This window comes from Pedobacter ginsengiterrae, from assembly GCF_039537385.1.
In the GTDB taxonomy this organism is placed as follows: Bacteria; Bacteroidota; Bacteroidia; order Sphingobacteriales; family Sphingobacteriaceae; genus Pedobacter; species Pedobacter ginsengiterrae.
Map to the genome: position 1 here is coordinate 12,776 of NZ_BAABAK010000005.1, position 23,144 is coordinate 35,919.

The 23,144-nt window shown below is 32.9% G+C and carries 21 protein-coding genes; 10 read left to right on the forward strand and 11 right to left on the reverse strand.

Annotated features, from left to right (window positions below; genetic code table 11):
• The first annotated feature begins 155 nt into the window (after window positions 1-155).
• Window positions 156-953, forward strand: coding sequence for a murein L,D-transpeptidase catalytic domain family protein (locus tag ABD692_RS06615; protein WP_344765926.1), 798 nt, complete (start codon window positions 156-158; stop codon window positions 951-953).
• Here the strand turns inward: ABD692_RS06615 and ABD692_RS06620 are convergent.
• Window positions 950-1,390 carry a hypothetical protein gene (locus tag ABD692_RS06620; RefSeq protein ID WP_344765927.1) on the reverse strand — a complete coding sequence of 147 codons (441 nt, stop codon included), beginning with the start codon at window positions 1,388-1,390 and terminating at the stop codon, window positions 950-952. The two genes, ABD692_RS06615 and ABD692_RS06620, sit on opposite strands and share 4 nt — an antisense overlap.
• 190 nt (window positions 1,391-1,580) lie before the next feature.
• On the opposite strand from ABD692_RS06620, the gene topB reads away from it, so the two are divergent.
• Window positions 1,581-3,431: a DNA topoisomerase III gene (gene topB / locus ABD692_RS06625; protein WP_344765928.1), complete on the forward strand. Its 1,851-nt coding sequence runs from the start codon at window positions 1,581-1,583 to the stop codon at window positions 3,429-3,431.
• On the opposite strand, the gene ABD692_RS06630 is transcribed toward topB, so the two are convergent.
• The 7 genes from ABD692_RS06630 to ABD692_RS06660 form a co-directional block, all read right to left on the reverse strand.
• Window positions 3,428-3,802, reverse strand: coding sequence for a response regulator (locus ABD692_RS06630; protein ID WP_316760550.1), 375 nt, complete (start codon window positions 3,800-3,802; stop codon window positions 3,428-3,430). The genes topB and ABD692_RS06630 overlap by 4 nt on opposite strands.
• 171 nt (window positions 3,803-3,973) lie before the next feature.
• On the reverse strand, window positions 3,974-5,881 hold the full coding sequence (locus tag ABD692_RS06635; RefSeq protein WP_344765929.1) for an AAA domain-containing protein: 1,908 nt from the start codon (window positions 5,879-5,881) through the stop codon (window positions 3,974-3,976).
• Between the two features lie 32 nt (window positions 5,882-5,913).
• Entirely contained in the window at window positions 5,914-6,297 is a 384-nt protein-coding gene (locus ABD692_RS06640; RefSeq protein ID WP_316760555.1) for a DUF3037 domain-containing protein, read from the reverse strand.
• Window positions 6,275-7,066, reverse strand: coding sequence for a HipA family kinase (locus ABD692_RS06645; RefSeq protein WP_344765930.1), 792 nt, complete (start codon window positions 7,064-7,066; stop codon window positions 6,275-6,277). The genes ABD692_RS06640 and ABD692_RS06645 overlap by 23 nt, the downstream gene beginning before the upstream one ends.
• 81 nt (window positions 7,067-7,147) lie before the next feature.
• Window positions 7,148-7,339, reverse strand: a complete 192-nt coding sequence (locus ABD692_RS06650) for a hypothetical protein (protein ID WP_316760557.1) — start codon at window positions 7,337-7,339, stop codon at window positions 7,148-7,150.
• Window positions 7,340-7,556: 217 nt separating this feature from the next.
• Entirely contained in the window at window positions 7,557-8,075 is a 519-nt protein-coding gene (gene idi / locus ABD692_RS06655; RefSeq protein ID WP_344765931.1) for an isopentenyl-diphosphate Delta-isomerase, read from the reverse strand.
• Window positions 8,076-8,121: 46 nt separating this feature from the next.
• Window positions 8,122-8,958 carry a phytoene/squalene synthase family protein gene (locus ABD692_RS06660; RefSeq protein ID WP_344765932.1) on the reverse strand — a complete coding sequence of 279 codons (837 nt, stop codon included), beginning with the start codon at window positions 8,956-8,958 and terminating at the stop codon, window positions 8,122-8,124.
• 411 nt (window positions 8,959-9,369) lie between these two features.
• Between ABD692_RS06660 and ABD692_RS06665 the strand changes: the two genes are divergently transcribed.
• From ABD692_RS06665 to ABD692_RS06675, 3 genes are all read left to right on the forward strand, one after another.
• Window positions 9,370-10,113: a LytR/AlgR family response regulator transcription factor gene (locus ABD692_RS06665; protein WP_316760562.1), complete on the forward strand. Its 744-nt coding sequence runs from the start codon at window positions 9,370-9,372 to the stop codon at window positions 10,111-10,113.
• Between the two features lie 24 nt (window positions 10,114-10,137).
• Entirely contained in the window at window positions 10,138-11,250 is a 1,113-nt protein-coding gene (locus ABD692_RS06670) for a sensor histidine kinase (protein ID WP_344765933.1), read from the forward strand.
• A 96-nt stretch (window positions 11,251-11,346) separates the two neighbouring features.
• Window positions 11,347-12,090: a LytR/AlgR family response regulator transcription factor gene (locus ABD692_RS06675; RefSeq protein ID WP_316760566.1), complete on the forward strand. Its 744-nt coding sequence runs from the start codon at window positions 11,347-11,349 to the stop codon at window positions 12,088-12,090.
• Between the two features lie 46 nt (window positions 12,091-12,136).
• Here ABD692_RS06675 and ABD692_RS06680 read toward each other — a convergent pair whose 3' ends face one another.
• Complete coding sequence (locus ABD692_RS06680) at window positions 12,137-14,845, reverse strand: PQQ-dependent sugar dehydrogenase (RefSeq protein ID WP_344765934.1); 2,709 nt, start codon at window positions 14,843-14,845, stop codon at window positions 12,137-12,139.
• 203 nt (window positions 14,846-15,048) lie between these two features.
• On the opposite strand from ABD692_RS06680, the gene ABD692_RS06685 reads away from it, so the two are divergent.
• The 4 genes from ABD692_RS06685 (at window position 15,049) to ABD692_RS06700 (ending at window position 18,794) form a co-directional block, all read left to right on the forward strand.
• Window positions 15,049-15,399 (forward strand): single stranded DNA-binding domain-containing protein, encoded by a 351-nt coding sequence (locus ABD692_RS06685; RefSeq protein WP_344765935.1) that lies wholly within the window; start codon window positions 15,049-15,051, stop codon window positions 15,397-15,399.
• A 408-nt stretch (window positions 15,400-15,807) separates the two neighbouring features.
• The gene (locus ABD692_RS06690; protein WP_344765936.1) at window positions 15,808-16,911 is read left to right on the forward strand and encodes a Gfo/Idh/MocA family protein; all 1,104 of its coding nucleotides are present in this window, start codon (window positions 15,808-15,810) and stop codon (window positions 16,909-16,911) included.
• A 34-nt stretch (window positions 16,912-16,945) separates the two neighbouring features.
• A complete protein-coding gene (locus tag ABD692_RS06695) occupies window positions 16,946-17,584 on the forward strand; it encodes a phosphatase PAP2 family protein (protein WP_344765937.1) in 639 nt (212 codons plus the stop codon).
• A 391-nt stretch (window positions 17,585-17,975) separates the two neighbouring features.
• Window positions 17,976-18,794: a S1/P1 nuclease gene (locus ABD692_RS06700; protein ID WP_344765938.1), complete on the forward strand. Its 819-nt coding sequence runs from the start codon at window positions 17,976-17,978 to the stop codon at window positions 18,792-18,794.
• A 246-nt stretch (window positions 18,795-19,040) separates the two neighbouring features.
• Here ABD692_RS06700 and ABD692_RS06705 read toward each other — a convergent pair whose 3' ends face one another.
• Entirely contained in the window at window positions 19,041-19,223 is a 183-nt protein-coding gene (locus tag ABD692_RS06705; RefSeq protein ID WP_316760582.1) for a hypothetical protein, read from the reverse strand.
• Window positions 19,224-19,580: 357 nt separating this feature from the next.
• Window positions 19,581-20,459, reverse strand: coding sequence for a polyphosphate kinase 2 family protein (locus ABD692_RS06710; RefSeq protein ID WP_344765939.1), 879 nt, complete (start codon window positions 20,457-20,459; stop codon window positions 19,581-19,583).
• Window positions 20,460-20,603: 144 nt separating this feature from the next.
• Between ABD692_RS06710 and ABD692_RS06715 the strand changes: the two genes are divergently transcribed.
• Window positions 20,604-23,045 carry a transglycosylase domain-containing protein gene (locus ABD692_RS06715; protein WP_344765940.1) on the forward strand — a complete coding sequence of 814 codons (2,442 nt, stop codon included), beginning with the start codon at window positions 20,604-20,606 and terminating at the stop codon, window positions 23,043-23,045.
• The last annotated feature ends 99 nt before the right edge of the window (window positions 23,046-23,144 follow it).

Here is a 23,144-nt window from a genome sequence, read left to right on the forward strand (position 1 = left end):
TTTTCTAAAAAATATTCCGAAGAGTTTTAAATCCCGCAAATGAAGTCATGGTAATGTAAAAGACTTAACGTTTTTCCTTTTCGTATCATCCACGTTACAATAACACTCGTAATTAAGCGTATAAGTAGTTCATTATCAAACACAAATATCCCTGAATGAGTAAAAACATAATGGGCATTGTTATGACCGTTTTATTAGGTATTAGCATTGTCGGAACAAGTTGGAAAGCTGTGGAGTCTCCACAAAAGGAACAAACAAACAATAAAGAAGAGATCAAAAGTTTATCGACCGATAGCTTGTACAACGATTACATTTCTAATCTCTATCACAAGGTTCACTTAGATTCTGCTGGGTTAAATATTAATGTATTTGAAAAAGCATTAACTGGGTTCTACAATTTTAAATCGTCTGGTTTACTGCATAACAAATCTATCTTAACCATTGCAGATTTCGATCAGGAGAGCTGTAAAAAGCGTCTTTATATTATTGATTTGGATAAGAAAGAACTTGTATTAAATACTTGGGTTGCACACGGACAAAACAGCGGCGGCGATAAACCTTCTTACTTTTCGAATGCGGTGAGTTCTAATACCAGCAGTATTGGTTTTTATATAACTGGCGAAATCTATTCTGGAAAACATGGCCGTTCTTTAAAGCTTGATGGAATGGATTATGGCTTTAATAATAATGCAAGAGAACGTGCAATTGTAGTTCATGGCGCAGATTATGTTTCCCAGGCAAGCATTAATCAATTAGGAAGATTGGGAAGAAGCCAAGGTTGCCCAGCCGTATCTTCAAAATTAGCTAACAAGGTAATCAATACAATATCAGATAAAACAGTTTTATTTATTAACAGTTCAAGTCAAAATTATACCTCTCAATATTTAAATGAAACCTTGGCTGCAAATACAGCATTAGAGCAAGAAGAAGTTTTAACTGCAAATATGAACTAACGCTTAAGATCTTTGAAGCTGATATTTTTGGGTAAAAACCAAGATATCGGCTTTTTAAAATTAGACAGAAAATCCCAAACCCAACGGTTGCTGTCCAGTTTCCTTTCTCCACAATCGATTATTTCAGCACGTTCAATACCTTTCAATACAATATCCTGTATCCATTTAATTTTAGTATTTCGATGAATGAGTAAACCGAAATAATCGCAGTAAACATGAGCCCATATTTCTACCATTAATGATCGATCAGTGATTTTTAAAGGCTTACCAAATTCAGTATTATAATCTGTTTTTATAAGCCTAATGAGTTTTATTGTCTGCGATACAACATCAATATCCAGGTAAACCCACAGGTCTTTATCGCTTTTTAAACGGATAATCCCTTCCTCCACACTAACCTTAATGCTACAGTTATCTAATTTGTAAATTTTATTCATTATTGATATTGAATAGATTAGACACTTCAAAATCAAAATTGTTATCATCTTTTTGATTTATAATTGATTATCAGATATTTTCGTTTAAAAGCGTTTTCTAAATCCATTCTAAGCAATATTGTGAGTAAAATTTTAAGTCCTACACGGATATTTTTAATCATCTTTGGGGTTTAAAAAACTGAACTTATTAATGAAGATTGTAATTGCAGAGAAACCATCTGTTGGTCGCGAGCTTGCCAAAGTTTTCGGCGCTACCACCAGAAAAGACGGATACATTGAAGGTAAAGGTTATTCTTTTACGTGGGCATTCGGGCATTTACTGCAATTAGCTCCACCTCAGGATTATGGTTTCATTGGTTGGCGAAAACAGCATTTACCAATGCTGCCTGCAAAATTTAAACTGGCAGTTAGAAAAATCAAAACCAAAGATGGATTTGTAGAAGATCCTGCGGTTAGAAAGCAATTAGATACAATTAAAAAACTTTTTGACGATGCAACTGAAATTATTGTTGCAACGGATGCTGGACGAGAGGGTGAATTAATTTTTAGGTACATTTATTACTATTTAAAGTGTAAAAAACCTTTTAAAAGACTTTGGATTTCTTCTCAAACTGATGAAGCTATTAAAGATGGTTTTAGAAATTTAAAACCTGGTACAGATTATGATACATTATTTAATTCTGCTCATTGCCGCTCAGAATCTGATTGGTTAGTTGGCATGAATGCCACACAGGCATTAAGTATATCGGCAGGAAATAGAACTGTACTTTCGTTAGGAAGAGTACAAACTCCTACCCTTGCAATGATTTGTGCTCGCTTTTTAGAAATTAAAAACTTCGTTCCGCAAACCTATTTTCAAATTAGTATTCAGCTTACTAAAGATGAGCAAACTTTTAAAGCCATATCTATTAGTAATTATAAAGATAAAACTGAGGTAGAAGCTATTTTCAATTTGGTAGAAGATGTGGCTTCTGGTTTTCCAATTGGTGGAAATATTACAGCTGTTGAAGCTAAGCCTAGAAAAGAACCACCTCCACTTTTGCACGATTTAAGTTCTTTACAGCAAGAAGCAAATAAGAAAAAAGGTTATACAGCCGATCAAACATTAAATATATTACAGAACCTTTACGAAAGTAAACTGGTATCCTATCCGCGTACAGGTAGCCGATATATTGGTGATGATGTCTTCGCAGGTGTACCGGCACTTATTGATAAATTTGTTAATCACCCCGATTTTGGTAAGCAGGCACAGTTTTTACAAACAATTTCGTTAAATAAACGAAGCGTAAATGCCAAAAAAGTTACCGATCACCATGCTGTTTTGCCAACTGGAGAAGAAGCATACGGATTAAGTCCTGATAAACAAGCCGTTTACGACATGGTTGTTGGAAGAATGGTTGAGGCATTCCATCAAGAATGTTTAAAGGAAATAACTAAAATCACGATACAATCGGGTACAACTTTTCTAGCTAACGGAACGGTTATTAGTTCAGCTGGATGGCGTTCTGTTTTTAACGAAACTGAAGACGATAAAAAGGATGAAGACAATGCAGCATTACCAAAAGTTGCCGTTGGCGAACAATTACCAATTGTAGAAAAAAGCTTGTTAGAAAAGCAAACTAAACCTAAAGCCATGTACAACGAAGCTTCTTTATTAAAAGCGCTGGAAACTTCGGGTAAAGAGATAGAAGATGAAGAGCTTCGCTATGCGATGAAAGATAGTGGTTTAGGAACTCCAGCAACAAGAGCATCGATTATAGAAACCTTAATTACCAGAGAATATATAACCAGAGAGAAACGCAATCTTGTACCTACAAATAAAGGTTTAGCAGTTTATGAAGTAGTAAAGGACAAGCAAATTGCACAAGCCGAACTAACAGGACAATGGGAAAAACGCTTAGAAGAAATTCGTACTGGGGCTTCTGTTAAAGATTTCAAATCAGAAATTACAGAATACACTAGAACAATTACAAACGAATTATTAATTGCAGGCGCAACAATATCGGGTAAGTTAGAAGAAAAAAAAGCAGAAAAAGTTTAAAGTTTAGTATCGATTAACTCTTTAGTAAATTTGTTCATGTGCTCGTCTTTTTGAATGAAACCGATTGCTCCAGCAGCCAAATAATCTGCTTCCAAAGTTGCTTTATCATTTCCTGTAAACATTACAATTTTTATATCGGGATGTTCTTCTTTAATCTCTACAACAGTTTGAGGGCTGCTATCACCATTAGGCATATTGATATCAAGTAAAAGCAAATCGAATTTTTCTGTTCTTAGCAAACTGTAAGTTTCTTCTAGATTCTTCGTTTGCATAACCTGAGCATTAACCAGATATTTAAGAAAAAAACCTCGCATAACCAATCGCATTAATTCGTTATCATCGGCTATTAAAATTTTAAGATTTTCTTTCATTTACAAATGATGTTGCACGTTTAATTAAAAAAATAACAATCATCACAAGAAAAAGTCTACTCCAGCAAAATTCTATTTTACTATCGTTTTCCAAAATATGGTTACACTAAAATGGGATGATACTGAAATGTAATTATTTTATTTGTTTAGCATAAAAAAAATAAGATTGTCCTAAAGAAATTCCCATGCACTATGGTAAGCATTTAACCCCTCTACATACTTCATAAAATCGTTATAAAATAAAGATCTCGATAAGGTAGCCCCATCTCCTACTACAACAAGCTTTTTTCTTGCTCTTGTCATAGCTACATTCATTCGTCTGGTATCAGATAAGAAACCTATTGCCCCTTCAGTATTACTCCTTGTTAAACTTATGTAAACTATGTCTCTTTCTTGTCCTTGGAAACTATCAATGGTATTAACCGAAATTTTATCATCATGCGCCATTAAAAGAGGATTCGATTGCATTAGCTCTTTCAATAACTGAACCTGTTGTTTGTAAGGAGATATAACAGCTATACTTGGAAATTTATTTTCAAAGTTTTGATTTCCGAGCGATTCAATAAACTCGGTTAAGTGATTAAGCATGAAAGTTGCTTCTTCAGGATTTGTAGTACTTGTACCATCAGCCTTTTCTTCAAAACCGCAGCCAGCTGTATCTATAAACATTAAAGGCTCATCATTTGGAAACAATAAATGATTTGCTACCGAAGAATTAGCCATTAACCGATCTTCATAAAAAACCTTTGAAGAGTAACCCATTATTTGTGTATTCATACGGTATTGCTCATTCAATAGCACGACCGACTCTGGATGTAGAATGACAGATTTCTCGAGCAAAGTAGTGCTTAGTCCGCTTTTAGCAGCTTCATTCGATTTTATAGTTGGCGAAAGCTGAAAATGATCTCCTGCAAAAATTACTTTTTCGGCTTTTAAAATCGGAATCCAACAGGCAGGCTCTAGCGCTTGTCCAGCTTCGTCGATAACAACAGTATTATATTTTAAATTTTTAACGGTATAATGATTTGAACCGACAAGTGTCGCCGTAATAATCTGCGCATTATTAAATAGATTATCCATTATATACTGTTCAGAATTTTCTATTTCCCGGCCAATTTTATGTGCTTCATCAAACAATGCCTTTCGCTGATCTCTTTCGGCTTTTCCAAAACTTCGTTTGTATTTATGAGCCATGTTTTTGTACTCATTTGCTTGCTTTTTTAGCGCTTTAATAGACTTCATTTCTGGATGTTCAGCCATTTTATAATCAAGCGTTGCATGAACTAACTTTTCAGAAACTCTCGCAGGATTACCAACACGTATAACATTTAAACCTTCTTCTGATAACTTTTCAGTCAACAAATCTACAGCTGTATTACTTGGTGCAACAACCAGTATTTTTTGGTTATCTTGTTTACTGAGTGCTTTTATTGCCTGTACTAAAGTTGTGGTTTTTCCTGTTCCAGGCGGACCATGAACAATTGCTAATTGATTTGCTGAAAGAATCTTATTTACAGCTTCTTGTTGCGATATATTAAGTTTTGGAGAAGAATAATAACCTGAATCAACCGTAAAATCAGGCTGTTGCCCATCAGTTAAAATCCGTATTAATTTATTTTTGGCATCATCATCACAAAATGTTGTCGCTTGTTTTAAAGCATTATTCATTTCATCGTAACTGTTATTATCAAATAATAAATCAACTCCGAGTTTTCCATCCCTAGTCCAATCTGGAAGTTCATCTAAACGCAAACTAATTTTCATTTTATTGCGATTAAGGTGTGTAATTACACCTTCTATCCGATCCGCTTTGGGGTCGTGATTAGAAAATAGAACAACGGTAGAACCAAAGCGAAATTGCTGCGATAAATCTTGATGAGTAGTTCTTTCAACTTCGACCGTTATGTAATCTCCACGTCCGATTTCGGTATTACGAATAGCAATTGGATACCAAGTTAACCCTAAATTTCGCCTATCGGCAGCAGAAGTGTTTTCGGTTAATTTTAAGAAAGTTTGATGATCGGCTTTACGTTCTACATCAAGCAAATCGATCAGTTTTTTGAAATAATCTTTAGACAAAGAGTAAGGATAAAAATGTAATTATTATGTATTTATAATACCAATTGTTCTTGAAGGTTGATAAGGGTTTCCTCAGCATCGACACAAAAGCCTGGATGCACTTTGGAACATTGAACAACTGTACTTCTTGTTGCTGTTAACCAACGAAAACGAGAAGCCATATCATATTGACCAATTGTTCCAGATCCTTTAGCCCCTGCACTAATGCGCTCAAAAGCTACTAAATTTTCCTCAATTTCTTCTATATCTAAACCTTTGGAAAATGCTTTTAATCTACTGTAATCGATAGTAAAAATTGCTTTTAAAAATTTTTGTTTTGCGCAGTATAAGATAATTCCAACGTTTAGAAATTCTTCGCGTTCTACCCTAGGCATTACACGAATTACAGCATACTCAAATAAGTGTTTCTCTTGCATGCTGTGCTTCTTTTAAAAAGATATCTGAATGTGCTAAGCGGGTTTCCAAAAATTTAGCATAAGCTTCGCGATGTTTATCTTTGGTTTCGAATATATTTTCGCCTTCTAACCATTCGTCTGGAATTAATGAAACAATGGCTTGAATATGTTCTGGTTTTAAAATAGCTCGAAATTCGGAATCGACAATTTCCAGGTCATTAGCCCAAGGTAATAAAACATGGTCTTTAATTAATACAAAGGGACGTTTTGCCTGCTCTTCCCAATTTTGCCACGAATGATGAAAATATAATGAAGCGCCATGATCTATTAACCACAATTCTTTATGCCAGATAAGCATATTGGTGTTACGACAAGTCCTATCCATGTTGGTTAGTAAGCAATCTAACCAAACAATTTGAGATGCAAGCTTTGAATCAACCTTTGTTACAGTTGGATCGAAAGTTATTGCACCAGATAAGTAATGAAGAGCTAAGTTAAGACCAACACTTGCTTTAAGCAAATCCTGTATTTCTTCATCGGGCTCAGTTCGGCCAAAAGCCTCATCCAAATTGGCAAAAACTAATTCGGGCACGCGAAAACCTAAAACCCTTGCTATTTCACCGCCAATCAACTCGGCAATTAATGCTCTGGGGCCTTGACCAGCGCCACGGAATTTTAATACATATAGAAAACCATCATCAGCCTCGGCTATGGCGGGCATAGAGCCACCTTCGCGTAATGGCGTAACATACCTGGTTACATTAACTGTTCTCAGTTGAATATTGTTCATAATTTATATCGTCAAATTTAGAAGAAATCTGCCATATAAATCACAATAAAGGTTTAGATATAAATTACAACTGCTAACCGTCTATTCGTAAGTATGAAGAAAGTGCATTCCTTCAGGCGTTATCGAAGAAGACCACTGAACAGCCTCGCGATTTATCCTAACATAACCTAAAGTCTCAAGTTCTTCATATTGCTCTTCCATTCCACCGAGAATAGACGAACTAACTTGTTGATCAATAATCTCAAGTAAAGATTTAATTTCTGCTCTTTCCATTGTAAAATAGTTTTAAGTGAAACGTTTGAAATTATAAAAAGTTTAATTTTTAGAAAGTTTCAAAGAGCTTAGAAAACGAACTAGGAACTATGAAAATCAAAAAAAAGTAAAAGTTTTCAAAAAAAATTCGGTTTTATCAGAACTAAATATATCTTTGCCCTTGAGAGCGTTAATTTAGATGCGGGTATACGACGAAAGTTGTATGCCCGTTTTTTGTTTAAGGCACTTTTACAGCCTCTATAACCCTTTCAAGGCATATTTTTAACCAAGGAGTATATTGTTCGGGTTTATCAATTATGTTAAGTCTTAATTTTTCTAAATCAACATATTTATACGCTTCTACCTCTTCTGTATTTATTTTTGGTAATTCATCCGATAATCCAAAAAAGACATGATCAAGCTCATGCTCAATTAAACCATCGCTAAACTCAGCCATATAGGTAAAGTGGAATCCATAACTTAAATCACAATTCATTCCCATCTCTTCGTAAAGCCTTCTTTTCGCAGCCTCGATATTTTCTTCTCCCCAGCGCGGATGACTGCAACATGTATTTGTCCACAAGCCACCAGAATGATATTTGCTTTTAGCTCTTTGTTGTAGAAGCAATTCGTTTTTCGAATTAAAAATAAAAACAGAAAATGCTCGGTGCAACAAACCTTTCTCGTGCGCTTCAATTTTTTCCATTAGTCCTGTAGGTAAATCGTTATTATCTACAAGTATTACTTGTTCAATCATTTAATTTTCAAAAAATAGGGATGCTTAATAATTATAAATATAAAATTTATATGGCATTAAGTTTATGTCTAATCATACAATCGAACATTAAACCAACTTTCCTGCCATTCGAAATGCGTATTCTTTCGTTCATTATGCGTTCGGCGGTTAAGCCTTTTATTTTACCGAACAACTTTTTATAATAAATGTATGATAGATAAACGCCGTTTCGGGAAGATGCATGTAACATTTTGATACCAATTAAAGCTTCTTCAAACTCCTTTTCTATTTCAATTTCAATTTCTCTTTTTTGATTATCGCAGAAAAGAGCAAGATTTATGTTCGGAAAATAACTCCTGTTTAAAGATTGATGATCGGCTTTTAAATCTCTCAAAAAGTTAACCTTCTGAAATGCAGAGCCTAATTTCATTGCATAAGGTTTCAACTGTTCGTATTCCGTTAAATCGCCATCTGTAAATACCTTTAAACACATTAAGCCAACAACTTCTGCAGAACCTAAAATATATTTATCGTATAACTCTGGAGTGTATTCTTTTTCAATTAAATCCATCTCCATGCTACTTAAAAACAAGGTAATTAATTGATGATCTATATTGTATTCATTTACAACCTTTTGGAAAGAGTTCAGTATTGGATTTAAGCTAATCCCCGCTTCTATTGCCTCAAAAGTATCTTGTTTAAATTTATTTAGTAGATAATTTTTTTTAAAGGAATGAAAGCTATCTACAATTTCATCAGCCAAACGAACAAAACTATATATAGAATAAATTGGCGAACGAAGTTTTTTATTTAAGAAATATATTCCAAACGAAAAGCTTGTACTGTAGCGCTTTGTTGTTAGTTTACTGCAATCTGCAGATAATTTGTCGAATATTTCTTTCATAAAAACAGGCAAATTTTACTATCGAATTCTCTAAAACTTTATTCGATTTATATTTTCTTTTGGATGGCATTTCACAAAAATGTTTATATCCATTGCAAATATCATCTTTCTTATACGTTTAACCAATCTAACTAAAATTGAATTTTATAATAATTTGTAATTAAAAAAACTTCAAGCTCAGATATTAAAACGAAAATAGTAGTATAAAGTTTCCATATAAATATTAAAACGCTTGTGTTTTTAACGCGATTTCAATTTATTTAATTAGATAGGCCTTCGTTTAAAAAAACACAAAACTACACGAACAAACACAAAACCATTACGAAGTGATTAAAAACCGTGACAAAAACATTTTTTTTTCTAAATTAGAACTGTTGACTTAATTTGCGTTCGTTTTAGCCGTTGCCATATATGAGATTGAAGTGTATTGTTATTGATGATGAAAACCATGCGGTTAATGCAATAAAATCATACATAGATACGCTTAAAAACCTTGATCTTATAAAGATTTATACAGACCCGTTACAAGCATTAACAGAAATAGGGACTGGCCCTGATGTTGACATTATTTTTATGGATGTTGATATGCCAATGATTTCTGGAATCGAGCTTTCGAAGGCAGTTAAACACAAAACTTCGAAACTTGTCTTTACAACTTCACACAGTAAATATGCTTACGAAGCCTTCGAAATAAATGCAAGCGCTTATTTGTTAAAGCCTTACACATTTGCTCGTTTTGCAGAAACAATTAATAGACTTTTTCCGCAGATCGTTCATACGACTACTTCAATAGATATTCAAAAAGAAGAAAACCATTTCTTTATCAGAAATAAGAATGATAACAACAACCTTATAAAGGTGCGGTATAATACTATTGTTGCGGTAGAAAGCCTACAAAATTATGTCAGGATTTACACGCTCGATGAAACCATAGTTTCATATATTGGATTATCCGAAATTAAAGATGTTTTAAAGGAACACCCGAATTTTGTTCAGGTACATCGTTCGTTTATTATATCCAAAAACCATATTGAAAAAGTTGATGGAAACTCTTTGAAAATGTCGAACCAACTTATTGTAAATCTGGGTAATAATTACCGTGATGAAGTTTTAACTTATATCAAAGACAAAACGATTAAAACAGGTCGTTCTTAATCTAAACAAAACTCTCTCTAAGTAATGATAAAAGCAGTAGTTAAAATCTTTAAGCATAATAATGTTTTTTTAAATTGGATAATTACTTATAAATATAGTTTTATTGGTTGGGCAGCTTTCTTGTTTTATGAGATTGTAATAGTTGGTTTGTACACGGGCAAACTTGCTAATCCAGGCACTTATATTTTTCACTACCTATTAAATATTTCTATCTTTTATTTTCATGCTTTAATTGTTTTAAAGTATGGATTAAAATATCCTAAGCAAATAATCTGGAGAATTCCTGTGCTTTTATTCTTAGAGGTAGCAGCATATTTATGTGTTACTTATATTACTTACGCTTTAATAAACAAGTACACACATATAATAAGTTCAAAAGATCCAGTATTAAATACTAACTTCTATATCGGCGGAACATTCAGAGCAGTTTATTTCATTATCTTTAGTACTGGATATTACTTTCTCATCACGTTTATTAAAGAAAGAAAGAAAACAGAACTGCTCGAGCAACAAAGGTTAAACAATATCATTCAACTGGCAAAATCAGAAAATGCATTTTTAAGAGCCCAAACCCAACCTCATTTACTTTTTAATACATTGGATTTCATTTATCATAACGCAAAAGAAAATTCTCCCGTTGCCGCAGAAACCATTATTGCACTTTCATCAATGATGAGGTATACTGTAGATAGCAAGCATGAGGAAGAATTTGTTAATTTACGAAATGAAATAGAGCAAGTAGAAACTTTCATCAACCTGCATCAATTAATAAACAATCATAGTTTACAAATTCAGCTCGACTATGAAGATGAAGTTAGAAATGAAAAAATAATACCAATGGTACTTATTACTTTGGTTGAAAATATTTTTAAACATGGCGAATTAAAAGACCGATCTAATCCTGCTTTTATTAAAGTTGTTGCCGATAACGAAAATCTTTTAATAGAAACCAAAAATATTGCTAAGAATAAAAATTTTGAAGTAAAAAGAATTGGCACTGGGATAGATAACATTAGAAAAAGGCTAGATTATACTTATGGAGGTAAAGCCGATTTCAAACACTATTTTAATGATAATGAACACTTTAATGTTAAAATTACGATAAAAAGACAAAATATTTTAAAAGATAATGCCTAAATTAGCTTTAGTTTTACTCTTTGATAAGGATAGACTGGCATAAAATCTTTAAAAGCAAAATTTTAAATTATAAATCTCAAAACCCTATAAAAATATATGCCGATTAATTGTATTGCGATTGATGATGACCCGAATTCTTTAGAAAACCTTAATTCTTACTTAAATACAGTACCAGATTTACAGTTAGTTAAAAGTTTTACAGATCCGTTAAAAGCCCTTACTGATATCTCTGTATCGGAGAAAGTTGATATTATTTTTATGGATATCGAGATGCCAACCCTTTCGGGTATTGAGTTGGCTGCTTTATTAAGAAAAAAGACCAAGCATTTAATATTTACAACCGCTCACCCTCGTTATGCTATCGAAGCATTTGGCGTAGAAGCTGATGCTTACTTATTGAAACCATATTCGATGATTCATTTTACGGAAACGATTAGTAATCTTTATCCGAATGAAAGAAACGAAACTAAAGAATTAAAAGATGATTTCTTCTTTATTCCAATGCAAAATGATTCAAATGAATTTATTAAAATAGAATTTAGCGACCTGATTTCGTTAGAACAAATTAACGAAATGGTATGCCTAAGAACGGTTAAACAAAATTACATGAGTTTTAAATTAAACTTTAGTAAAATATTAAATATCGTAAGGGAAAACCCAGCTTTTATTCAAGTAAGTGCATCTGCAATTATTTCTAAATTACATATAAAGAGTTTTTTGGGCGATCAGATTGTTCTAGCTGGTGGCACTTCTATATCTCTTGCTAATAAATATAAAGATTCCTTTATATCGTTTATACGAGAGAATTTATCAAAAAATAGATTGGTGGAAGATAATTAATGTAAAAGGCTTTGGTAAAACACCAAAGCCTTTTTTGATTTATTTGCTATTTCGATTCTACACTTACAGCCTTTAAAGAGATAGTAGCTTTATTCGTGTTTTTAATGGCTTTAAAAACAATATATACATCATGAAATTTATTATCGGTTATACCTTCAATTGGAATATTTAGCTTGCTTAAATTAGATTTACCTAGTATCATTCCATCTTGTTGGTCTAATCTTATTTCTACATCATAACCTGCATCTATAGGTTGGCTGGAAACCACTAAATTTATTGCACTAATGCCTGTTAAATCAATTAATGATAATTTTATCCATCCATTATTTTGAGTTAAGTTAAACAACTCGTTTTCATCACGATTAAATCCGTAGAAATCTTTTATATCGCTTAAATGTATTACGTTACTTTTTAAATTATAGATGTTTGTAGTTGTTAAGGATTTTAAGCCTCTTGCCCCCATATCGGTATAAGAAGCCTTTATCGTTAAAACTGATTTGTTTTTGCTTATAGTTTCAGGTGGTGTAATTTTACCAATAGTAGGAAGTGACATAATATTTGTTTCTTTGGCCGATAAACTCATTACCCACTCTACAATTTGTTTCACTTCTGTTTCTTTCATGGCTGTATGCGCAGGCATTGGTACCTCTCCCCAAACTCCACTACTTCCTTTTATTACTTTCGATGCTAAATAATCTACAGCTTTTGGCTCTTTCTGATATTTAGCAGAAATCTTATCAAATGCTGGGCCAATGGAAACTCCTGATATTTTATGGCAAGTACTACAATCTGATTTAGCCATTAATGATTTACCAATTAAAGTTTGTGCTGCCTGTTGGTGCCCTAATTGCGTTCCTGCTAAATCGGTTCCTTCTGTATATGAATTTGAAATATAAATTCTTTCTTTATTAACCACCGCACCTTTATCGGCAACTATAACCTGATAATTAACTGGCTTACCAGGAAAATAAAATGACTTATTACCTGTTAATAATATATCGACTTTTGGATGTTCATTTCCTGCAAAAACAGAAATAACCTTACTTTTTGCCGAAGCTTTTTCTTTATCGAAAACTTGAACACTAATTGGATATTCGCCCGCTTTAGTAAAAGTATGCTGCAATTCAGGAATATTAGTGGTTTTTTTTAACCCATTACCAAGGTTCCATACATAAGTTAATGGTCCTCCATCAGCATCTTTAGCCTTAACCTTTGCAATTAATTTATAAGGCAATAATCCGCTGGGCTTTTCTATAATTAAGCTAGAAACCAACGGTGGTCTATTGCCTTTTAAATAATCAATTCTGACAATTCCCGCATCTGGATTTTTTGAGAACCAACCTTTTCCATATTCTAAAACGTAAATTTTACCATCTGGACCTAATTCCATATCAATTGGTGCTGCAAAATCTAAATTAGCCATTATAGGTTCCATACTTAAATAATCTCCATTTGGAGCCATCGTAACTGCTTTTACCCAACCTCTTACCCATTCATAAATAATAAGTTTACCATTATAATATGCAGGATAGGGAGAAGCTTCAGGTTTATTATACAAAACAGGTCCAGCCATTGCTGTTCGTCCGCCTGAGCCAACCTGTGGAAATTCTTTAGATTCGCCATAAGGATACCAAATAAATGCAGCTTGAGCAGCTGGAACCGTTGCTAAACCAGTATTGTTTGGCGAATTATTTGTAGCACCTTCGGCATCGAAAGCAGGTCCATTAGTTCCATTTGTAAAATCATACGCCTTGTAAGGATAATTATTACCGATAAAATATGGCCAACCGAAATTTCCCGCTTTTCGTGCTTGGTTAACCTCATCATATCCTTTCGGCCCTCTTAATTCATCATCATTAGTTGCATCAGGGCCAACTTCTCCCCAATAAAGAAATCCTGTTTTCTGGTCTACTGATATTCTGTAAGGATTTCTATTTCCCATTACAAAAATTTCAGGCCTTGTTTTTGCCTCGCCATTAGCAAATAAATTACCTTTCGGAATACTATAAGTGCCGTCTTCATTTAACTTAATTCGAAGAATTTTCCCTCTTAAATCGTTTGTATTACCAGCCGAACGCCTTGAATCATATTGCTGCAATCCTGGCCTGTTATCTAATGGAGCGTAACCTTTATTAACAAATTGCTGTTTTGGTACATCGAAAGGCGTCGAGTTATCGCCTGTTGAGATATAAAGTAAACCCTCAGGACCAAAAGCGAGTGAGCCACCAGTGTGGCAACAAATTTCTCGTTGAGAATAAAATTCTAAAATTACCTTTTCAGATGTCATGCTAAGCATATCGTTAACCATTTTAAATCGTGATAAACGATTTACCGATTTTCCGATAGGACTATAAAAAAGATAAACATATTGATTGGACGCATATTTCGGATCGATTGTTAACCCCAACAAGCCTTCTTCTGCATTTACATCAGAAAGCCCTGTTTTAAAGTAAACATCGAGTTTAGCAACTTGAGAAAGCTTTTTTGTTTGATTTTTATAAAGCATCAACTCACCTCTCCTTTGAGCAACTAAAATATCGAGATTCGGTAAAACTGCCATTTCAGTTGGTTCGGTAAACTGCCCCTGCACTAAATTAACTTTTACAAACCTATCCTGATCAGGCGTATCAATTTTAATTTCTTTTTGCTTTTGATGGATTAAAGTTTTGCCGTTAAATGTATTATTGATTAATGTGGTTGACAGAAATATGGTAAATGCAATTCCAGAGAGTAAGATTGAAGAAGATGTTTTCATATATATGGCTAGAAAATTATTATTTCATAAATATACCCGAATGTTTTAAAAAGCATAAATGGGAATATTAAAATATGGTAATATTATTGTTCGAAAGCGGTTATATAATCTATATTTTAAAACTAATTTTCCATTTTATAAAATCTGTAGATTATCTTTGTCGTAGAAATTGCTTTACAAGTGTTTCTATTAAATCCTCCCCCATGAGAAAATTATTTTTTTTTGCTGCTTTCCTTTTAACAAGCTTTTTAGCTAAAAGCCAAACCTTAATATTAGCCAAAGATGCATCGCAGTATATTGGAAAAACTGTAACCGTTTGCGATTCTGTTTATGGTACTAAAGCTTTAGATAAACTGACTTTAATTAATGTTGGTGGCGCTTATCCAAAAGAACTTTTAACTGTAGTAGTTAATAAAGAAGATATTAGTAAATTTTCTTCTGAGCCAGCAAGTATGTTTCTTGGAAATAAGATTTGCATAACAGGAATCGTTAGCGAGTTTAAAGGGAAATTTCAAATTGTAGTAACAGAACCAAAGCAAATTCTAGTTAAATAGAGTTGATTTATTATGAAAATTCAAACCCCTCCTTTTTATAAGGAAGGGTAAAATGATGAGCGTAATAGATGTAAGCTTGAGTTATTAATTTATATTTAGTTATTTATACCTTTTTAAAGCGCTTTAGCAGCCGACAAGGAGGTAGCCCTGCCGACTGTTTGAGCTTAGATTTCCTATAATCTTATCAAATGTTGCAAATCAAAATAGTTCCTCCTAATTCGTTATACAGAAAGGCTAAAATCCTTTATGAAAGGGTTAAATTCCTTGATAAAGATTTAACAACAATTCAATACAATCTCTTATTATATGTTTTCTCAAAAACTGTAATATTTATATGTAAATAAAATTCTATTTACATTAATTTTTTACCTTGTTAAACTCTTTAACCAATATATAAATCGATTAACTATGATTAATAGATATGCATTTAATTTAGTATTTACACTAGCGATAACATTTTTATCTTTTTCTATTTCTAAGGCTCAAGCAAAGCTTAATGTGGCGGTAGCAGGTTTAAATCATGATCATATTTATCTGATTATGAACAGTTTTCAAAAAGGTGAAGTTAATATTATCGGAATAGCAGAAAATAATCAAGAACTAGTAGAACGTTTTAAAAAGCGTTATAAACTTGCCGATAGTATTTTCTTTAAAGATTTACCTACCCTATTACAAAAACGGAAACCTGATGCGGTTTTGGCATATAATGCAATTAGCGATCACTTAGCTGTGGTGGAAGCTGCAGCCCCTCTAGGTATTTCTGTAATGGTAGAAAAACCTTTAGCTATGACCGTTAAACAAGCAGAAAGGATGGTGCAATTAGCGAAACAACACAATATACATTTACTAACCAATTACGAAACTACCTGGTATCCAAGTAATCAGGAAGCTTTTTTAAATATTAAACAGCAAAACTTAATTGGCGAGATCAGAAAAATGATTGTTCATGATGGTCATCAAGGACCAAAGGAAATTGGTGTAAGTAAAGAATTTTTAAACTGGTTAACAGATCCTAAAAAAAATGGCGCAGGTGCTTTGGTAGATTTTGGCTGCTACGGAGCCAATTTAATGACTTGGTTAATGGATGGTAAAGCTCCAATATCAGTTTCTGCAATAACACATCAAATAAAGCCTGAAATTTATCCAAATGTAGACGATGATGCTACAATTTTGCTAGAATACCCTAATGCCACTGGAATAATTGAAGCCTCGTGGAATTGGCCTTTTAGTATTAAAGATATGGAGGTTTTTGGTAAAACAGGTTATATTCAAGCTATTAACGAGCATAATTTGCGATTAAGAGATAACAAAAAATCCGAATACAAAATTTATAATGCAAAAGTACTTGCACCTGCTTACTCGAGTAGCTTAGGTTATTTGGCAGCTGTTTTAAAAGGAGAAATCAAAACCATAAACGATTTATCGTCATTAGAAAATAACTTAATTGTTGTTAAAATTTTAGAAGCAGCAAAGATTTCTGCGAGAACTGGCAAAAAAGTTATGATAAAATAAATTTTATAAATTTGTTCAAATCACTTAATTAAAAATGTCTAAAAAACCGAGGATTTTAATTTTACTATTATTTATACTGATCATCAGTTTTACTTTATTAAGCGCTTTCATAGCAAAAAATCATATTTTCCCTTTTGATATAGAAGTATCATTGGCGGTTCAGAAATACCAAGATAAATGGCTAGACAAACTAATGCTGGCCATTAGTTTCTTTGGAGAATTACCCTGGTCACTAATTTCAGTTTTAGTTGTTGCATCTATATTCTATTTTAATAAATACAAAAGAGAAGGCTTTTTTATATCAACAACCTTATTCTCGGGCTTAATAATTCTTGGTATTAAAAATGTTATTAACAGACCTCGTCCCACAAGTTTTTATGTTCGTTTGGTAGAAGTTAACAGGTTTCAAAGTTATCCTAGTGGCCATGTTTTATCGTATGTTTTATTTTTCGGTTTTCTTATTGTGCTTATGCAAAATTTAAAGACCATTGCGTTAGTTTGGCGAAATTTAATTACTGGTATTTCAGCTTTTCTCATTATAACAATAGCTCCATCAAGAATATATCTTGGTGCTCATTGGTTTACTGATACTTTAGGTGGTTTCTTGCTAGGTTTAATCTGCTTATTTCCCCTTTGTTATTTCTATTTTAAAAAGACTGGGAATATAGATTAGCTGTCCACCAATAAAAACAAGTAAAAATTTCTCTCTAACTATAGGTTTTTCTTCAGAAGGAATTGGGAAAAAGGGTTTTCTAAAACGCATAACCATTTTACTATTACCTAAATTTACAATTCAAAATAAAAATTTACAATACCAAATTAAGTGTATTTTAATGGATTCTAACAAACTTAGAACTGTAATTTTTGCCATTAAAACACTACCAAAAATATGAGAGTTGCTGAAGAGTTTGAAAAATATTCGAATATTTTAAAACTAGTTTCAAATTTATAACCATCCAATTTTTACAGAATTAATCAATTAATTATTCTTAGTAACGGCTTGATGACAATATTTAAAATATCGTTTAAGAAAATACCTTTGTCGAATATTTTAAAAAATCAACATGAAATTTCACTACCCCTTCGCCTTACTTATTATTGCAATTAGTTTAATTTTAATTTCCTGGGGATATACTGGTCATCGAACCATTGGTCAAATAACTGAAAGCTACTTATCTCCTAACGCAAAAGCGGCAGTAAAAGATTTACTAGGTGATGAAAGTTTAGCAGATGCTGCCACCTGGGCAGATGAAGCAAGAAAATTTCCAGAATTAAAAGAAACAGCAAATTGGCATTTTCTAAATTTACCCTTAGGTTTAAATTTTAAAAAGTTTAAAAACATGGTTGATACCATGAAACAGGCAAATGTATATAGTGCATTGATTAAAGCCCAGGAAACACTGAAGCAAAAAGATACACCTAAAAAGGAGAAAATTAATGCCTTAAAATTTGTACTTCATTTTGTAGGCGACATGCATCAACCTATGCATATTTCTCGTGCTGAAGATAAAGGTGGAAATACGATCCAACTAAATTACGAAGGCAAAGGAACTAATCTACATAGTTTAATAGATACCAGATTATTAGAACACCGGGGATTGAAATATGATAGTCTTGCAATTAAGTTTAACAATATACCTAAACGCAAAATCAGAAAATGGCAAAAAACACCAATTATAAAGTGGGCATGGGAAAGCTATCAAATCAGTTCTAAACTTTATGCCGAAGTTGATGAAATGAAATCGCGAACAATTGGCGAAGAATATTACAACAAACATATAGGAATGGTAGAAGAAAGGATTCAACAAGCCTCGGTGCGTTTGGCAGGGCTGTTAAATGAAATCTACAAAGATGGTTATGTATCTGAAACTTCAGGTAATTAGAAAATCAAAAATCACCTTTCAAATCAACAAATAGTTATTAACAGTTTTCAACAGGTGTTTATAAATATTTTAGGTTAAAAACCTTTCAATGCATAACTTGTTATAGTTAAATAAATCACCTGAAAATAAGTCCTGTGAGCGGGGTATCCGCGAAGGGCAGGCACACCATAACAACAAAATAAACTTGAACCAAAAAATGAAAAACCCGCATAATAGCGGGTTTTTCTTTTATACTAAGTTAGTACTTTATCTAATGATGAAGACAATTCCATCATTTTTTAATTTATAGAAATATTGCCTTTGTCCTTTACTACAAACAATTTGTACTCTTTCTACCTCTCCAGTTTTCCCACGATAAACCTTGATTTGATCACCTTCGCGAATACGATCTAACTCACGAGCTGGCGTATTTTGATTTACTTCTTTCATGATAATTTATAATGATGGTAATTATCAAAGTTGATATGCAAATAATTAATTTGGGCAGCTAACGTTATGCTAGAGAAAAAAAATTGCAGGTTATCCTATAACCTGCAATCCTCTAAATTAATCATTGCTTTCAATCCTGATAAGCTATGTATGATTAACGGCAAAGTAGGCAAATTGTTAAAAAATTAGGTCGTATGAATAAACTGAATAGATTTAGTACCGCAACAATGAACAAAAACACAGATTTTTATGCCGAAGTCGTGAATCACTTTGTGAGTTATAATTTATATGCTTTAGAGAAATAAGCGTTTTTTTATTTCAATATCCCACAAAGAACACAATTAAGGCAAACAAATGTTATTCAGCCAATAAAACATTTTTTGTTTCGAGCAGCTTACCTTGTTCAGTTTCATCTAAAACTGGAAACTTGATATTCAGGCTTTTTAATTTATCCTCGATAATTTCGCTAATAGCTAAACGGGCAAACCATTTTTTATCTGCAGGAATAATATGCCATGGTGAATCAGATGTAGCCGTTTCGTTGATAGCATCTTCATAGGCTTTCATATAATCATCCCACAAAGCCCTTTCTTTAATATCGCCAGATGAAAATTTCCAGTTTTTTGTTGGGTCTTCTATCCGCTCTAAAAATCTTTGTTTTTGCTCATCTCTACCTACATTTAAGAAAAATTTTAAAATCACAGTTCCGTTAGCAGTTAAATGCTCTTCAAAATTTCGAATACTTTGATAACGTTGTTTCCAAAAATCTTTATTTACTTTTTTTACATCGCTAAAACCAGGAATGTTTTCGCTTAAAATATATTGAGGATGAACTTTACAAACCAAAACATTTTCATAATGCGAACGATTGTGAATGCCTATTCTGCCCCTTTCTGGCAATGCTTTATAATGTCTCCATAAAAAATCGTGTTCATACTCTTCAGATGTTGGAACTTTAAAACTAAAAACCTGACATCCCTGAGGATTTAATCCACTCATTACATGTGCTATAGCGCTATCTTTTCCAGCTGCATCCATTGCCTGAAAAATTATTAGTAAAGAATGTGTACCAGATGCATAGAGCTTTTCTTGTAAATGATTGATTTCAATTTTAGATTTCACTAAAGCATCTTTAGCTTTTTCCTTGTTGTAATCTCCTGTATAATCGGTTTTGGTATTTTTAATTGAAAACTTTTTACCTCCTTGTACAATTAGGCTTTTAAATTCGTTCTTCATATCTATGCGTTATAATGTTGAAATTTCTAAAATCAATAATTTAAATATAGAACTAAAAAATAAGTAAATTAAATACGTTAATTTGCATTTAGAGTTTTTTATATTTAACGCCAAAGCTTTTTCCAAATACATCATCTTAACCTTATGTTTAAAGAGATAAAAAACAAGTACTTACGTTATTCTGCAATTGGTATTTTTTTCATAGTTATATTTTTCTCTGCACTTCAAATTAACTTTTTGTGGTTATTTGGCTACTCACCTAGCTATCATGATATTAAAATCCCCACTCTTCGTGTAGGCTCTGAGTTATATACTGCTGATGGAAAATTGATTGGCAGGTATTTTAAAGAAAACAGAACACCTGTTAATTACAACGAAATTGCGCCAAGCGTTTTAAATGCTTTAATTGCTACCGAGGATGTTCGTTTCCGTAAGCACTGGGGAATTGATATACAAGCTGTTGGGCGTGCTGTTATAGGCTTTGGTAAAGATGGAGGAGCCAGTACAATAACACAACAATTGGCGAAAAACCTATATCGTACGCGTTACAATAAATCGCAGGGCTTATTATCGAAAATACCTTTGGTTAGAACCATTGTTTTTAAACTAAAGGAATGGATGACCGCTGTAAAGTTAGAATCGAATTATCCGAAAAATGATATTATTACGATGTACTTAAATACAGTTTCTTTCGGAAATAATACGTACGGAATTAAAACAGCCAGTCGCATTTATTTTGATAAAGAAGCTAAAGATTTATCTACTACCGATGCTGCATTGCTTGTTGGAATGCTAAAAGGTACATCTTTATATAACCCAACTAAAAATCCTGAAAGAGCTTTAGTACGAAGAAATACGGTTTTAAGCCAAATGAATAAGTATAACTATTTAAGTAAAGATAGTCTTACACTCTTATCAAAAGAACCGATTAAACTTAAGGAAGGTAAAATGGAAGATGGAAGTGATGGCGATTCTTATTTAAGAGCTGCTGTTGCAAAATATCTGGAAAAATGGTGTAAGGATAATGGATATGATTTATATGAAGATGGTTTAAAAATATATACAACCATCGATTCTAAGCTTCAAAAATATGCTGAAGAAGCTGTACAAGATCAAATGAAAACTTTACAACGCAGATTTTACAGCGTTTGGGGAAATGAAGATCCTTGGTATGATTCTGAAAAGAAAAAAGTTGATTACCCTGATCGTGCAATGAAAAATTTGCCAATATATGGCTTGCTTCAAAAGAAATTCCCGAATGCGCCAGATTCGGTTACAGCTTACTTCAATAAGAAGAAAAAGATGCAGATATTTTCTTATAAAGGAGATAGAGATACCATGTTTTCGACCCTAGATTCTATTCGTTATTACGGAAAAATAATGAATACAGGCATGATGACTATGGAGCCTGCAAGTGGAAAAATTAAAGTTTGGGTTGGCGGTATCGATCATAAGTTTTTTAAATATGATCACGTAAATCAAGCAAAAAGACAAGCTGGATCTACGTTTAAACCGTTTGCATACCTAACCGCTTTAGAACAAGGAATGAGTCCTTGCGATAAATTTACGGATAAGCCCGTTAAAATTCCTTATCAGGATAAAGGCGAAACGAAATATTGGGAACCTAAAAATGCTGATTACAGTGTAACCTATCGGGAGATGAGTTTGCGTTGGGCGATGGCAAAATCGGTAAACACCATTACTGCTCAGGTTACCGAAAAGGTTGGTTGGGATAATGTAGTTAAATGGGCAAAAGAATGTGGCATAGATAGTCACTTAGAGTCTGTTCCTTCTGTGAGTTTAGGTTCAAATGATGTAAGTGTTTACGAAATGGTAAAAGCGTACGGTACTTTTTTAAATAAGGGCGTAAAAACAGATCCTATTTTAGTCGAAAAAATTACCGATCAGGATAATAATTTAATTGATGATTTTAAGCCAAAAACTAAAAGAGTTTTAACGGAGGAAATTGCCTGGTTAATGTTATATATGTTCCGCGGTGGTATGGAAGAACCTGGCGGTACCTCTCAGGCTTTATGGGAATGGGATTTATGGAAAAAGAATAATCAAATTGGCGGAAAAACAGGAACTTCATCAGATTATGTAGATGCCTGGTATATGGGAATTACCAAAGATTTGGTAACTGGTGTTTGGGTTGGTTGTGATGAGCGTACTGCTCACTTTAAAAACGGAGAACAAGGAGAAGGCTCGAGAACTGCATTACCAATTTTTGCGAAGTTTATGGAAAAGGTTTATCATGACCCTACATCTGGCTACACTTACGGACCATTTCCAAAAGCAACTGTTGATATTACAAGAACAATTAACTGCCCTAGTCCTCGTATTGTACAGGATACAACCTCTACAGATAGTGTTACAGTAGATTCTACAACTGTTGCAGAACCTGAAAACCCTGAAACTGCGGTTCCTGCTACAACAGAACCTGAAGTTAAAAAAGAAGAGAAAAAGCCCGAACCTACACCTATTCAACCTGCTGCTGTTGTTCCGTTAACTAAAAAGGAAGAACGCGAATTAAAAAGAAAACAAAGACAGGAAGAACGCGAGAAAAAGAAAAATGGCAATAACTAATGCGCATTCATTATCTTAAAAAGTGTTAAAATAAAAATAGTAATTTAAACAATTGCTATTTTTATTTCCGAATATCTTATCATTTCGTTTCGTAATTAT